Annotated in this window: 14 protein-coding genes and 1 pseudogene; 12 read left to right on the top strand and 3 right to left on the bottom strand. The window is 70.8% G+C overall.

Annotation, left to right across the window (positions count from 1 at the left end; all coding sequences use genetic code 11):
- Position 1: 1 nt before the first annotated feature.
- Together ACQEVJ_RS25205 and ACQEVJ_RS25200 are read right to left on the bottom strand one after the other, a co-directional pair.
- The gene (locus tag ACQEVJ_RS25205) at positions 2-454 is read right to left on the bottom strand and encodes a PPOX class F420-dependent oxidoreductase (protein ID WP_433105021.1); all 453 of its coding nucleotides are present in this window, start codon (positions 452-454) and stop codon (positions 2-4) included.
- A complete protein-coding gene (locus ACQEVJ_RS25200; protein ID WP_433105019.1) occupies positions 451-876 on the bottom strand; it encodes a hypothetical protein in 426 nt (141 codons plus the stop codon). Before ACQEVJ_RS25200 ends, ACQEVJ_RS25205 begins: the two co-directional genes overlap by 4 nt.
- 84 nt (positions 877-960) lie before the next feature.
- On the opposite strand from ACQEVJ_RS25200, the gene ACQEVJ_RS25195 reads away from it, so the two are divergent.
- From ACQEVJ_RS25195 to ACQEVJ_RS25185, 3 genes and pseudogenes are all read left to right on the top strand, one after another.
- Positions 961-1,407, top strand: a complete 447-nt coding sequence (locus ACQEVJ_RS25195) for a winged helix-turn-helix transcriptional regulator (RefSeq protein WP_433105017.1) — start codon at positions 961-963, stop codon at positions 1,405-1,407.
- A 204-nt stretch (positions 1,408-1,611) separates the two neighbouring features.
- A pseudogene (locus ACQEVJ_RS25190) lies at positions 1,612-1,761 on the top strand (IS256 family transposase); the annotation flags it as partial.
- A 35-nt stretch (positions 1,762-1,796) separates the two neighbouring features.
- Positions 1,797-2,198, top strand: coding sequence for an NUDIX hydrolase (locus ACQEVJ_RS25185; protein ID WP_433105015.1), 402 nt, complete (start codon positions 1,797-1,799; stop codon positions 2,196-2,198).
- Between the two features lie 321 nt (positions 2,199-2,519).
- On the opposite strand, the gene ACQEVJ_RS25180 is transcribed toward ACQEVJ_RS25185, so the two are convergent.
- Positions 2,520-4,010: an aldehyde dehydrogenase family protein gene (locus ACQEVJ_RS25180; RefSeq protein ID WP_433105013.1), complete on the bottom strand. Its 1,491-nt coding sequence runs from the start codon at positions 4,008-4,010 to the stop codon at positions 2,520-2,522.
- Positions 4,011-4,125: 115 nt separating this feature from the next.
- Here ACQEVJ_RS25180 and ACQEVJ_RS25175 point away from each other — a divergent pair, with 115 nt between their 5' ends.
- From ACQEVJ_RS25175 to ACQEVJ_RS25135, 9 genes are all read left to right on the top strand, one after another.
- A complete protein-coding gene (locus ACQEVJ_RS25175) occupies positions 4,126-4,965 on the top strand; it encodes an IclR family transcriptional regulator (protein ID WP_433105011.1) in 840 nt (279 codons plus the stop codon).
- Between the two features lie 219 nt (positions 4,966-5,184).
- A complete protein-coding gene (locus ACQEVJ_RS25170) occupies positions 5,185-6,495 on the top strand; it encodes an ABC transporter substrate-binding protein (protein ID WP_433105009.1) in 1,311 nt (436 codons plus the stop codon).
- On the top strand, positions 6,492-7,247 hold the full coding sequence (locus tag ACQEVJ_RS25165) for an ABC transporter ATP-binding protein (protein WP_433105007.1): 756 nt from the start codon (positions 6,492-6,494) through the stop codon (positions 7,245-7,247). Before ACQEVJ_RS25170 ends, ACQEVJ_RS25165 begins: the two co-directional genes overlap by 4 nt.
- Positions 7,244-7,984: an ABC transporter ATP-binding protein gene (locus tag ACQEVJ_RS25160; RefSeq protein WP_433105005.1), complete on the top strand. Its 741-nt coding sequence runs from the start codon at positions 7,244-7,246 to the stop codon at positions 7,982-7,984. The genes ACQEVJ_RS25165 and ACQEVJ_RS25160 overlap by 4 nt, the downstream gene beginning before the upstream one ends.
- 1 nt (position 7,985) lies before the next feature.
- Positions 7,986-8,852, top strand: coding sequence for a branched-chain amino acid ABC transporter permease (locus tag ACQEVJ_RS25155; protein WP_433105003.1), 867 nt, complete (start codon positions 7,986-7,988; stop codon positions 8,850-8,852).
- Positions 8,849-9,889: a branched-chain amino acid ABC transporter permease gene (locus ACQEVJ_RS25150; protein WP_433105001.1), complete on the top strand. Its 1,041-nt coding sequence runs from the start codon at positions 8,849-8,851 to the stop codon at positions 9,887-9,889. The genes ACQEVJ_RS25155 and ACQEVJ_RS25150 overlap by 4 nt, the downstream gene beginning before the upstream one ends.
- On the top strand, positions 9,873-11,243 hold the full coding sequence (locus tag ACQEVJ_RS25145) for an amidase (RefSeq protein ID WP_433104999.1): 1,371 nt from the start codon (positions 9,873-9,875) through the stop codon (positions 11,241-11,243). The genes ACQEVJ_RS25150 and ACQEVJ_RS25145 overlap by 17 nt, the downstream gene beginning before the upstream one ends.
- Positions 11,240-12,355: an NAD(P)-dependent alcohol dehydrogenase gene (locus ACQEVJ_RS25140; RefSeq protein WP_433104997.1), complete on the top strand. Its 1,116-nt coding sequence runs from the start codon at positions 11,240-11,242 to the stop codon at positions 12,353-12,355. Before ACQEVJ_RS25145 ends, ACQEVJ_RS25140 begins: the two co-directional genes overlap by 4 nt.
- Before the next feature lie 25 nt (positions 12,356-12,380).
- On the top strand, positions 12,381-13,844 hold the full coding sequence (locus tag ACQEVJ_RS25135) for a benzaldehyde dehydrogenase (RefSeq protein ID WP_433104995.1): 1,464 nt from the start codon (positions 12,381-12,383) through the stop codon (positions 13,842-13,844).
- The last annotated feature ends 59 nt before the right edge of the window (positions 13,845-13,903 follow it).

The following is a 13,903-nucleotide window of genomic DNA, read 5'->3' as shown; positions in this document are numbered from 1 at the left end:
CTCATGCGAGGCCTACCGTCTGCCGCTCGGGTTCGATGACCGCGACGACGCGCTCTTCGTCTCGCGAGTACGGCCGGCCGATGTACTTGGTGGCCAGCTGGTCGACGATCGTCCAGGCGGCGTCGCCTTCGAGCCACTCGACGACGCGGCCGCGGACGATGACCGGCTGGAACGGGTTGTCGGGCGGGGTCAGGGAGAGCGCGACCCGCGGGTCGCGGCGCAGGTTGCGGGCCTTTCGCGACTCAGGGCCGGTGAGGAACACGATGTGGTCGCCGTACGTCCCGATCCAGACCGGGACGGTGTGGGGGGCGCCATCGGGCAGGACGCTGGCGAGGTGGGCGAGCGGGGTGCCGTCGAGCACGCGGCGCACGGTGGGGTCGAGCATCATGGTCATCTCCTGGTGTGGGTTGTCGGCGGGCTTCTGGTGGTGATCGTCGGTGAGTGACGAGGTCATCGTTCGACCTCGTAGTGGAGGTGGGTGACACCGGGCACCGGGATGGCCTCGCGGGCCGCCGCGATCGCGTCCTGCATGCCGGTGGTGACGAGGGACTGCCGCTCGCTCATCTCCGGGACCGGCCGATGGCTGAGGACGAACAGCCGGGCCGTCGGGTGGGGGCTGCCGCCTCCAAAGCCGTCGGAGTCCTCGTAGGTGTTCCGTCCCACCACGGTGGCGCCCACGCGTCCGGCGAGGGCGTCGAAGGCCCGGGCGCTGGGCTCGCTCAGCCGGAATCCGTCGAACACCTGGCTGGGCGTGTCGCCGTCGAAGTACCGGTCGAAGAGCATCGTCCCGTCGCCGAGTCCGTGCCCGGCACCGGGATCGCGACCGGTGATGTATCCGTCGACCGACATGGCGTGGGCGCTGAAGACCTTGCTCATCTCGGTGATCCTCCTTGAGTTCCTTTAAGAGACTTTAATACCATCGAGTTCCCTAAGGGAACCCCCAATTGTTAGACTGGTCTCATGCAGCGCACGAACTTCGGCGGAATGGCATGCTCGATCGCGCGCACACTCGACGTCATCGGGGAGCCCTGGTCGCCGCTGATCCTGCGTGACGTGTGGGTCGGGCTCCGCCGGTTCGAACAGATCCAGGCCGACCTCGGGATCTCACGCAAGGTGCTGACCGAGCGGCTGACCCACCTCGTCGACCAGGGTGTGCTGGAACGCCGTCCCTACGACCAGCGTCCGCGGCACGAGTACCACCTGACGCAGAAGGGCACCGAGCTGGTCGACCTGCTCATGGTCATGACCAACTGGGGCGACAAGTGGCTCGCGGGCGAGGCCGGCCCGCCGGTGCTTTACCGCCACCACGCGTGCGGTGAGGTCAGCGGTGTCGACCTGCGCTGCGCCCACTGCGGCGAGTCGATGCACGCCGGCGACGTCGACCTCATGCCGGGTCCGGGCGCGTGACATAGGTTGCAATCAGCGCAATGGGCCGCTCGCTGACCCCCTCGATGGTGAGGCCCGGCTCGACGAAACACTCGCCTTGCAGCGCGACATGCCGTTCACAGAGCCAAGGTTCGAGAACGCCAGCTCGTCGAACGACCCGACGAATCAGGAGGTGATCAGCAAGCCACGCGACACGCCGATCCACAGGTCGTGACTATTCCTCCTGCCGGGCCGGCCATGGCCTTCAAGCTGATCAAATCCGCCCAAGCCCGCTGGCGCGCGGTCAACGCACCCCACCTGGTCGCCCTCGTCCGCGCCGGAGCGGTCTTCACCAATGGGAAACTCCTCGAACGCCCTGACGACCTGGCCGCCTGACCCATCCCTCTGTCCCCGACCACAGGAGCACCACGGTGAACAGCATCATCGACAAGATCGCCTGGATCCACCTGGACAACGGCAAGATCCTCAGCACCCGATCACGAGGCAAGAACGCCTACTACATCCCCGGCGGCAAGCGCGAGCCCGGCGAAAGCGACATCGACACCCTCGTCCGCGAGATCGACGAGGAACTCTCCATCACGATCATCCCCGCCACCGCCACCCACGTGGGCACCTACCAGGCCAAAGCGCACGGCCACGCCGAGGGCATCACCGTGCAGATGACCTGCTACACCGCCGACCATCACGGCGTACCGACGCCCAGCAGCGAGATCGAAGAAATCACCTGGCTGAGCTACGCCGACCGCGACCGCGTGTCCCCGGTCGACCAGATCATCTTCGATGACCTACACCAGGCCGGACAACTTCGCTGACTCAGCAACACCCAAACCGATCCGCAGGTATTGACCATTGCTCGTGCACCACGTGCGGTGGACGTACCTCGTACTGATCGAAACACCGGCAGATCTCCCCGTCGGCCAAGTGTCCACCTCCGCCGACGGCCACTGAACTCTTGGGGAGCCCGCCCAGGCCCTCGCGGCGGCCACGACAGCCACCGTCACGTGGATTGGGGGCTTGGTACCAGAGGCAGGTGCGTCGCGGGTTTTTCCAGCCGGCAGGCGCTCTGCGCGCTCACTCGCCGTGAGAGCGTCCGCGCCTGAGCCGGAATCCAGTCCCGCCGCCGGCGGTGTAGGTCAGAAGGGGAAGGTCCGGTCCTGGTCGCGTACGGTGACCCACTGGAGCTCGCAGAACTCCTCGGCGGCGAAACCGAGCCCGAAACGGCCCCAGCCGCTGTCCTTGACGCCGCCGAACGGCATGTGCGGCTCGTCGTTGACGGGCTGGTCGTTCACGTGGACGATGCCGACGTCCAGTTTCGCCGCCAGGCGCAGGCCGCGGCGGCTGTCACCCGTGATGATCGAGGCGGCCAGGCCCAGATCCGACCGGTTGGCCCGGGCGACCGCCTCCTCGGCCGAGTCGACGGCCTCCAGGATCACGACCGGCCCGAAGGTCTCGCCGTGAGCGATCTCGGCCTTGTCTGGGACGTCGGTGAGAACGGTGGCCGGATAGCACGGCGGCCGGGGCACCCCTCCGGCCAGGACACGGGCGCCGAGTTCGACGGCTTCGTTGACGCGGCGGTCGAGGAGAGCCAGGGCCCACTCGTTGATGACCGGGCCGACGACCGTCTCCGGGTCGTGCGGGTCGCCCGTCGGCAGGGCCGCCACCTTGGCCGCGAACCGCTCGGCGAACTCCTCTGCCAGCGGGCGTTCGACGTAGACGCGCCGGGCGCACATGCACACCTGTCCCTGGTGGACGAAGGCGCCGTAGGCCGCGGCGTCCACCGCGTACCCGACCTCGGCGTCACGCGCGACGATGAGCGGGTTCTGGCCGCTGAGCTGGAGCACGACGCGCTTGAGGTGCCGCCCGGCCTTCTCGGCGAGACGCCGTCCCGTCGGCGTCGACCCGGTGAAGTTAATCCGCTTGACCAGGGGGTTCGCGAGCATCGCGTCGCCGATGTCGCCGGCTTCGCCCGGGGCGTGGGTGACGACGTTCAGCACGCCGGCGGGCAGGCCGGCCTCGTGGAGGATCTCGGCCCAGAGCGCGCCTCCGGTGTAGGGGGCTTCCTCCGAGGGTTTCAGCACGACCGTGTTGCCGAGGGCGAGCGGGCCGACGATCGCCCGTCCCGCCAGGGTGAGCGAGGCGTTCCACGGCGCGATCGCCGCGACCACGCCGACCGGGCGCCGTACGGCCATGGCCTGGGTGCCCTCGACGTCCGACGGCAGTAGTTCCCCCACGGGCCGATAGGCCAGATGGGCGGCCTGGCGCAGGAGCCTGAGTGTGAAATCGAACTGGACGTCGCCGAAGTGACGGCCGCACCCGGTCTCGTCGGCGAGGGCGTCGAGGACCTCCGCACGGCGGCCCTCCAGGATGTCGGCGGCCCGCAGGAAGATCTGCTGGCGTCGCCAGGGCGACTCCCCGGCCCAGCCGCCGAACGCCGCATGGGCGGCCTCGATCGCCCGGTGCGCGTCCTCGGCGTCGCCGGCGGCGACCTCGCAGAGCACCGCCCCGGACCACGGGGAGTGGTCGAGGTAGGTGCGGCCGGAGCCGGCGGCCACCCAGTCGCCGCCGATGAAGTGGCCGAGTCGCGCCGTGCGCCACCCGTTCCCGGCGCGCCCCGCTCCGGTCATATGGCTCGATCCTCTTCCCCACGTCGTCCGCACGGTCGAGAAAGCGTTCACGCAATCGGGCCGGCAGTCAAATGCGTTCGGATGGCTGGAACTCGGTGGCAATATGCTGACCGCCGTGATCGAAGAGGACTCTCCCCGCCGGCCCGGCCGTGTAACGGCCGATCCCTCCGCCTCGCACTCCGTCTCCCTGGAGCGCGGCCTGCGCATCCTGTCGGCCTTCACCGGGAACCGATCGGTGCTGGGGATCGCCGACCTGGCGCGCGTGGTCGGCCTGAACAAGAGCACGACGCACCGGTACGTGGCCACGCTGACGGTGCTGGAGTACCTCCAGCAGGACCCGGAGACCAAGAAATACTTCCTCGGCCCGCGTGCCGTCGACCTCGGGTTCGCGGCGATCGACTCGATGGAGCTCACCCGGGTCACCGGGCCGCTGCTGCAGGCGCTCGCCGACGAGACCGGGTTCACGGTCAGCCTGGGGCTGTGCGACGGGCCGGACGTCGTCTACGTGGACCGCCGGCGCAGCGGCCGGCGCAGCGCCCTGGCCATGGACCTCAACCTGCACGTGGGCTCCCGCCTGCCGGCGTACTGCACCTCGATGGGCAAGGTGCTGCTGGCGTACAAGGACCCGGCGGCGCTGCGGCAGATCCTCGACCACACCGACATGGCCCGCCGCGGGCCCAAGACGATCACCAACCGGGAGCAGCTGCTGGCGGCGCTGGCCAAGGTGCGCCAGAGCGGGATGGCGGTCAACGACGAGGAACTGGCCCCCGGCCTGAGGTCGTTCTCCGCGCCCGTGCGCGACCGGTCCGGCGACGTTGTGGCGGCGATCAACGTCGCGGTGTACCTGACCCTCGCGCCGACCACCGTGGACGCCCTGGCGGGGCGGCTGGAGGCGCCGCTGCGGCGCACCGCCGCCGAGATCTCCCGGCGACTCGGATACCGGCCGCAGGCGTAGCCGTTCCAGCGAAGGAATTCGCGTTCGAACATCCGGGACGCCCTGTTGCTCCTGTGTTAACGGGACCGTACGGTCGGGTCACCTTTCCGGCTTCCCCAGGGTCGGCGCCGCGGTCATCGACCGCGCGACCCCACCGACCCAGCCTTCAAGAGCACCCCCTGGTGTCCCGGCAGGGCTTCCCCATGCCCGCGGGCCCCGTACGACGCAAGGAGTCCTCGCGTGAGCGACGCTTCCGTAGGCGGCATGAACCGCCGTTCCTTCCTCAGCGCGGTGGGCCTCGGCGCCGCCGCGATCGGCGGCGCCCCGCTGCTGAGCGCCTGCGGCGGGCTGAAAGGCACGGGCACCTCGTCGTCCGACGTGCTCAAGATCGGCTACGTCAGCCCTCAGACGGGCCCGCTGGCCGGCTTCGCCACCGCCGATAACTTCGTGGTCAAGCAGATCCAGGAGGCGTTGCGGAACGGGTTCACCTCGGGCGGCAAGAAGCGCACGCTCGAGATCGTCGTCAAGGACACGCAGTCGAACCCCAACCGCGCCACCGAGGTCACCCGGCAGTTGATCAACAGCGACAAGGTCGACCTCATCGTCGGTTCCTCCACGCCCGACACCACCAACCCCGTGGCCGACCAGTGCGAGGCCAACGGCATTCCGAACGTCACCACGATCGCTCCGTGGGAGGCGTGGTTCCACGGCCGGGGCGGCAAGCCGGGCGAGGGCTTCAAATACACGACGCTGTTCTTCTTCGGCATGCAGGAGTTCGCCGACTGCTTCTTCCCCATGTGGGAGCGCATGGACGTCTCCAACAAGAACGTCGCCGCCCTGTGGCCCAACGACACCGACGCCAACGCGTTCCGCCAGGGACTCGGCCCGATGATGGAGAAGTCCGGCTATACCGTCATCGACGGCGGCGCCTACCAGGACGGCGCGACCGACTTCACCGCGCAGATCGCGAAGTTCAAGGAGTCGGACGCCGAGCTGTTCACCTGCACTCCGATCCCCCCGGACTTCCAGACCTTCTGGAAGCAGGCCCAGCAGCAGGGCTTCCGGCCGAAGCTGGCCACCGTCGCGAAGGTCATGCTGTTCCCCTCGGAGGCCGAGGCCCTCGGACAGCTCGCGAGCAACATCGCCACCGACTTCTGGTGGAGCCCCGCCCACCCCTACACCTCCGCCCTCGACGGTAAGAGCGCCAAGCAGCTCGCCGACGACTTCGCCGCGGCCACCGGCAAGCAGTGGACCCAGGCCCTCGGCTCGGTCTACTCACTGTTCGAGATCGCGATCCAGGCGTTCAAGGACGCGAGCGACCCCAAGGACCGCGACGAGGTGGCCTCCAAGCTGCGCGGCATGAAGATCAACTGCATGAGCGGGAACCTCGACTTCACCACGGGCCCGCAGCCCGGCATCGCCATCCAGCACCCGGTCGGCGGTCAGTGGCGCAAGGGCGAACGCTTCCCCTGGGACGTCGTCATCGTCGACAACACGCCGAACAAGGACGTCCCCGTCGGCGGCGACCTCAAGCCCACCGACGCCCGATGACGTCGACACTGCTGCACCTCGACGGCGTCACCAAGAGCTTCGGCAAGGTGACCGTCGCCAGGGAGATGACGCTCTCGGTACAGCCGGGCGAGGCGCTCGGGATCGTGGGGCCGAACGGAGCCGGCAAGTCCAGCCTGTTCGCCATGATCTCCGGCGACCTGCGCCCCGACAGCGGTGCCGTGTGGTTCGAGGGACGCGAGGTCACCGCCGTACCGCCGCACGCCCGCACCCGCGCCGGCATCGGCCGCACCTACCAGGTGCCGCGGCCCTTCGAGCACCTGACGGTGTTCGAGAACGTGCTGGTGTGCGGTTATCAGGGCGCCGCGCTCAAGGGCCGGGAGGCCTGGACGCACGCCATGGAGGTGCTGGAGCGTACGGGCCTGGCCGACCTGGCCAACACCCCCGCCGGACGGCTCGCGCTGCTCCAGCGCAAGCGCCTGGAGGTGGCCCGGGCCCTGGGCACGGGCCCCCGGCTGCTGCTCCTGGACGAGGTCGCCGGCGGGCTGACCGAGCCGGAGGTGCTCGAGCTCGTCGAGGTCGTGAAGCAGCTGCACGCCGAGGGTCTCGGCATCGTCTGGATCGAGCATGTCGTACACGCCCTGCTCAAGACCGTCGGCCGGATGGTCTGCCTGGCCGGCGGCGACGTGATCGCGGACGACGAGCCGATGCGGGTGCTCGCCGACCCCCGGGTGCGCGAGCTCTACCTGGGCGGCGGCCCGGAGACCGGCCTGACCGACGAGGAGGGCTCGTGACGCTGCTCTCGGTCCGTGACCTCACCGTGCACCACGGACAGCTGTGCGCCGTGGACGGCCTCAGCCTGGAGCTGGAGAAGGGCGAGGTGCTCGCCATCATCGGCGCCAACGGCGCGGGCAAGTCCACGCTGCTGCGTACCCTGGCCGGGCTGAACACCCCGACGTCGGGGTCCGTCCACCTCGGCGGTCGCGACATCACCCGCCTCCCCGCACACCGGCGGGTGTCGGAGGGGATCGCCCTCGTGCCGGAGGGACGGCGGCTGTTCCGGTCCCTGACGGTCGAGGAGAACCTGCTGACCGGCGCCTACCGGAAGCGCCCCGGCCCGTGGACGGTCGTCCGGGTCTACGAGCTGTTCCCGTGGATGGCCGACCGGCGCAGGCAGAACGCCTCGCAGCTGTCGGGCGGCGAGCAGCAGTCGGTGGCGATCGGCAGGGCGCTGCTGTCCAACCCCGACCTGCTGCTCATCGACGAGCTGTCCCTCGGCCTGGCGCCGGTGATCGTACGCCGCATCTACGAGGTCCTTCCCGGCATCGTCGGTGCGGGCACCACCGCCCTGATCGTCGAGCAGGACGTCTCGCAGGCGATGCGGGTGGCCGACCGCGTGCACTGCCTGCTGGAAGGCCGGTCCGTGCTCGAAGGGCGGCCGCGGGACCTGACCGCCGAGCAGGTCGAGCACGCGTACTTCGGCATCGGCAACACGCTCCCCACCGGGGACACGCGAGGGGGACACGACTGACATGGGCTGGCTCAACGCCGTCATCCAAGGGCTGTTGCTCGGCGGCCTCTACGCGCTGTTCGCGACCGGGTTGTCGCTGATGTTCGGCGTCATGCGGATCGTCAACCTCGCGCACGGCGACCTCGCGGTGGTGGCCTCCTTCCTGGCGCTGGCCCTGGTCAGCGGGACCGGGCTGCCGCTGTGGGTCGTGCTGGTGGTGACCGTGCCGCTGTTCGCGGTGCTCGGCTACCTGACCCAGCGGGTGCTGCTCCAGCGCAGCCTGTCCTCGGGACCGCTGGCCACCCTGCTTGTCACCTTCGGCCTGTCGATCGTGTTGCAGAACGTGCTGCTGGAGGTCTTCTCGGCGGACACCCGCACCCTCGACGGGGGATCGTTCGCCACGGGCTCCTTCGAGCTCACCGAGTCGATCTCCGTCGGCCACCTGTCGCTGGCGACGTTCCTGCTGGCCTGTGCCGTACTGGTCGGCATCCAGCTGTTCCTGTCCCGCACCGGCCTCGGCCGGATGCTGCGCGCGTCGTCCGACGACCGCGAGACCGCGAACCTCGTCGGCGCCGACAGCCGGCACGTGTACGGCATCGCGACCGCAATCGCGTTCGCGACCGTGGCGCTGGCCGGTCTGATGTTCGCGATGCGCTCGTCGTTCGACCCCGCGACCGGCCCCTCGCGGCTCATCTTCGCCTTCGAGGCGGTCGTCATCGGCGGGCTCGGATCCCTGTGGGGGACGCTGCTCGGCGGGATCGTCCTCGGCGTCACCCAGTCGCTGGGCGCGCAGATCGACCCGGCGCTGACCCTGCTCGCCGGCCACCTCGTCTTCCTCGCCGTGCTGGCCTTCCGGCCGCAGGGCCTGATCGCGGGACGGACCGCATGACCATCTCCGAGATGCTGACCTCCCGGGCCGCCGCCGCACTCGACGTGAGCCGGGCGGCCCGGTCGTCGAAGGCGTCGGCCGCCGTCATGGCGGTCGCCGTCGTGGTGCTCGCCGCGCTGCCGTTCATGGTGTTCAGCGACGTCACCGACACGCTGGTCAACCTGTTCGTGCTGGTCGCGCTGGCGAGCATGTGGAACCTGCTCGCCGGGTTCGGCGGCCTGGTGTCGGTGGGCCAGCAGGCCTACATCGGCATCGGCGCCTACAGCGTGATCGCCCTGGCCGACCTGGGCGTCCAGCCGTACCTCGCGGTGCCGCTCGCCGCGCTCACCTGTGTGCTCTTCGCGGTGCCGACGTCGTGGCTGGCGTTCCGGCTGCGCGGCGACTACTTCGCCGTCGGGACCTGGGTGATCGCCGAAGTCTACCGGTTGCTGGTCGTACGGATCGACAGCCTCGGCGGCGGCAGCGGCAAGGGCCTGACCGGGCTGTCCGGCATCGACCAGACCATGCGCGGCGCGCTGACCTACTGGGTGGCGCTCGGGCTGGCGCTGGCCACCGTCGCCGCGTGCTACCTGCTGCTGCGCGGCCGGCTCGGGCTGTCGCTGATGGCGGTGCGCGACGAGGAGACCGCCGCCAGCTCGGCCGGCATCGACGTACCGCGGGCCAAGCGGGTGGTCTACCTCGTGTCGGCCGCCGGGTGCGGCGCGGCGGGCGGGGTGATCACGGTCAGCTCGCTCAGCGTCAACCCCGACGCCATCTTCAACGTGCAGTGGTCGGCGTACATGATCTTCATCGTCGTGATCGGCGGCATCGGCTACATCGAGGGCCCGCTGCTCGGCGCGGTGATCTTCTTCGCGCTGCAGCAGCTGCTGTCCGACTATGGCTCGTGGTACCTGGTGCTCCTGGGCGCCGTCGGCATGGCAGCCGCGCTGTGGCTGCCGCGCGGCCTGTGGGGCCTGGCCCGCGACCGCACCGGGCTGAGCCTGTTCCCGGTCGGCTACTTCGTCCGGAAGCGGGACACCGATGTCGTCTCCGGCTGAGACGGCCGCCCTTACGGCGACCGCCGCCTCGGCCGCCGTCGCCCGCGGTGAACTGTCGCCCGCCGAGCTGACCGAACACATGCTGGCCAGGATCGAGGCCACCGAGCCGCACCTCAACGCGTACGCGACGGTGACGGCCGACCAGGCGCGGGCCCGGGCGGCGGCGCTCGCCGGGCAACCGGCCCGTGGTCCGCTGCACGGCCTCCCCATCGGGATCAAGGACTTGATCGACACGGCGGGAGTCCCCACCGGCTACGGATCGCCTCTCTTCACCGGCCACGTCCCGGAGCGGGACGCGAGCGCGGTGCGGAGCCTGCGCGAGGCGGGGGTGGTGATCCTCGGCAAACACACCACCCATGAGCTGGCGTGGGGCGGGCGCACCGACAGCCCGTTCTTCGGCCCCACCCACAACCCGTACCGCCGGGGGCGCATCCCCGGCGGCTCCTCCGGCGGCTCGGCGGCTTCCGTCGCCGCGGGCAGCTGCCTGGGCGCGCTCGGCTCCGACACGGCCGGCAGCGTGCGCATTCCGGCCGCGCTCAGCGGCTGCGTCGGCTTCAAGCCGAGCCGGGGCCGCATTCCGCTCGACGGCGTGCTGCCGCTGGCCCCGTCGCTCGACCACCTCGGCGTCCTGGCACGCACGGTCGACGACGCCGCGCTGCTGACGACCGGGCTCGCGGCACCGGCGGCGGCCGATCTTCCGGCGAAGCCGCGTGTGGGCTGGCTGGGTGGCTGGTTCGACGCGGTGCTCGCTCCGGAGGTCCGCGAGGCGCTGGCCGCCACCCGCAGCCGGCTGGAGGAGCACGGGCTGCGCGTGGATGACGTCGACATCCCCGGCGAGCCGCTCATGCCGCAGGCCCTGCTCGCCAGGATCGCCCGCGAGGCCGGCGCCTTCCACCGGCGTGCGTTCGAGCGGAGCCCCGAGCTGTTCGGGCCGGACATCGCCGAACTGATGCGGATGGCTCCGCCCACCGCCGAGCAGGTCGAGGCCCACGAGGCGGCCATACGCCGGTTGACCGGCGCCCTGAGCCAGGCGCTCGCCTCCTGCGACGTGCTGGCCTGCGCCACCGTGCCCGTCGTGGCTCCGCCCATCGGCACGATGACGCTGACGGCCGGGAGCCAGGAGTGGCCCGTCGAGTTCGTGCTGACCCGGCTCACCTCACCTTTCAACGCTACGGGACTGCCTGCCGTCTCGGTGCCGGTGGCGCTGGCCGGCGGACTGCCGGTCGGCCTGCAACTCGCCGGCGCCGCCATGCGCGACGAGGTCGTCCTGCACGCGGCCCGCATGGTCGAGCGGCTGACCCCGCCGCTGTCTCCTCCCGCCGTCCCTATGAGCCCCGAGGAAAGAACGTCATGAAGGTGACCGCCGCTGTCGTCGACGAACTCCACGGGCCGTTTCGCATCGAAGAACTCCACCTCGACGAGCCCGGGCAGGGCGAGGCGCTGGTGAAGATCGTCGCTGCGGGGATCTGCCACACCGACGAGATCACTCGGCACGGGGACCTGCCGATGCCGTTCCCCGGCGTGCTCGGCCACGAGGGAGCCGGGGAGGTCGTGGCCGTGGGCGAGGGCGTCACCCGCGTGCGGCCGGGCGACCACGTGGTGATCGGCTGGCCGTCGTGCGGGGCCTGCCGCAACTGCCGGGACGGCGAGCCGCGCTACTGCGCCCGCCTCGGAGAGGCCCTGTGTGGAGGCGGCCGGCTGCTCGGTCCGCGCGCCGGGCAGACGGCCCTGCGCCGCCTTGACGGCTCACCGGTGCACAGCCACTTCTTCGGGCAGTCGTCGTTCTCCACCTACTCGCTCACCTGGGCCGACGCCCTGGTCGTGGTTCCCCGGGACGCGCCGCTGGACTTGCTCGGCCCGCTCGCCTGCGGCATCTCGACAGGAGCGGGGGCGGTGTTCAACACGCTGAAGCCCGGCCCGGGGTCGAGCCTCGTGGTGTACGGGGTGGGCGCGGTCGGGCTGGCCGCCGTGATGGCCGCCCGGCTCTCCCCGGCCACGACGATCATCGCGGTCGACCGGCATCCGGCCCGCCTCGCCCTGGCCGAGGAGTTCGGCGCCACCCACACCGTCGACGTCTCCGAGGCCGACGCCGTGGCGGAGGTGCACCGGATCTGCAGTGGGCCGGCCGACTACGCCCTGGAGTGCACCGGCGTCATCTCCGTAGTACGCCAGGCGGCCGACAGCGTGGGGATGCTCGGGACCTGTGTCCTCATCGGCGGTGCGCCGGCGGGCGCGGAGTTCGGCCTCGACCACCTGTCGACGCTGTGGGGCAAGCGCATCGTCGGCGCCCTCGGCGGCAGCGGCCGCAGCGAGACGCTCATCGGCACCCTCGTCGAACTGCACCGCCAGGGACGCTTCCCATTCGACCGGCTGGTGCGGTTCTACGACCTGGCCGACATCGACACGGCACTGCAGGACAGCCGACAGGGCGACGTGCTCAAGCCCGTCCTGCGCATGAGCCACTGAGGACAACGAGGAAAGGACACCCGCTGTGGGACTTCTCGACAGCGTCGACTGGCAGGGAAACGTCTTCAAGAACGGCGAGTGGACCGCCGGACGGGGAGGCGACTACGCGGTCGTCGAACCGGCCACCGGTGAGAAACTCGGCCGGATGGGGCTGGCGACCCCCGAGGATGTCACCGAGGCGGGGGAGACGGCCACCAGGGCCCAGCGGGAGTGGGCGGCGATGCCGCACACCGCGCGCGCGGCCGTCCTGCGCAGAGCCGGAGACCTGTGGCAGCGCCACGCCGAGGAGATCAGAGACTGGAACATCCGTGAGGTCGGCGCGGTCCCGGGGATGGCCGGATTCGCGCTGCACGTGGCGGCGGAGGAGTGTTACGAGGCGGCCTCCCTGCCGGGCCGGGCGATCGGCGAGGTCCTGCCGTCGGAGCAGCCGCGGTTGTCCATGGCGCGGCGGATGCCGGCGGGCGTGGTCGCGGTGATCTCACCGTTCAACGTGCCGATCATTCTCGGCATCCGCTCGGTCGCCCCGGCGCTCGCCCTCGGCAACGCCGTCATCCTCAAGCCGGACCCCCGCACCGCCGTCACCGGCGGCACGCTGATGGCGCGCGTCTTCGAGGAGGCCGGCCTGCCTCCCGGCGTCCTGCAGATGCTGCCCGGCGGAGCCGGCGTCGGCGAGGCCCTGGTCACCGACCCGAACGTCCGGGTCATCTCGTTCACCGGCTCGACCCCCGTGGGCCGCCGTATCGGCGAGCTGGCGGGCCGGCACCTCAAGCGCGCCCATCTCGAACTTGGCGGCAACTCCGCGCTGCTCGTGCTCGACGACGCCGACGTGGACGCCGCGGTGAACCTGGCCGCCTGGGGGTCGTTCTTCCACCAGGGCCAGATCTGCATGACGACCGGCCGCCACCTGGTCTCCGCCCGGCTGTATGACGACTTCGTGGAACGGCTCGCGGCGAAGGCCGGGGCACTCCCGATCGGCGACCCGAAGTCCGGGGAGGTCGCGCTGGGACCGGTCATCGACGCGGGCCAGCGCGACAAGATCCACAGCATGGTCACGGCCAGCGTGGAGCAGGGCGCGACACTGGCGTCCGGCGGAACGTACGACGACCTCTTCTACCGGCCGACCGTGCTGGCCGACGCCCCCCTCACCGCGCCCGCCTTCGCCGATGAGGTGTTCGGTCCCGTCGCGCCGGTCACCCGTGTGTCCTCGGCCGAGGAGGCCGCCGAACTGGCCGCGGCGAGCGAGTACGGGCTCTCGCTGGGCATCGTGACACGCGACGTGATGCACGGGCTCGCCGTCGCGGAACGCATCCCGACCGGCATCGTGCACATCAACGACCAGACCGTGAACGACGAGGCCAACGCGCCATTCGGCGGCGTGCGGGCATCCGGCACAGGATCCCGGTTCGGGGGCGCCGCGGCGAACATCGAGGCGTTCACCGAGACCCGCTGGATCACCATGCGCGGCGAGCCCGCGCGCTATCCCTTCTGACAGCCTCCCCGCCACGCGGCCGGCTGGACCCCAGCCGGCCGCTTCCCACGCCATCGCCT

The organism is Microbispora sp. CA-102843, from assembly GCF_050936215.1.
GTDB lineage: Bacteria > Actinomycetota > Actinomycetes > Streptosporangiales > Streptosporangiaceae > Microbispora.
This window is presented reverse-complemented; position numbering and strand designations above follow the sequence as displayed.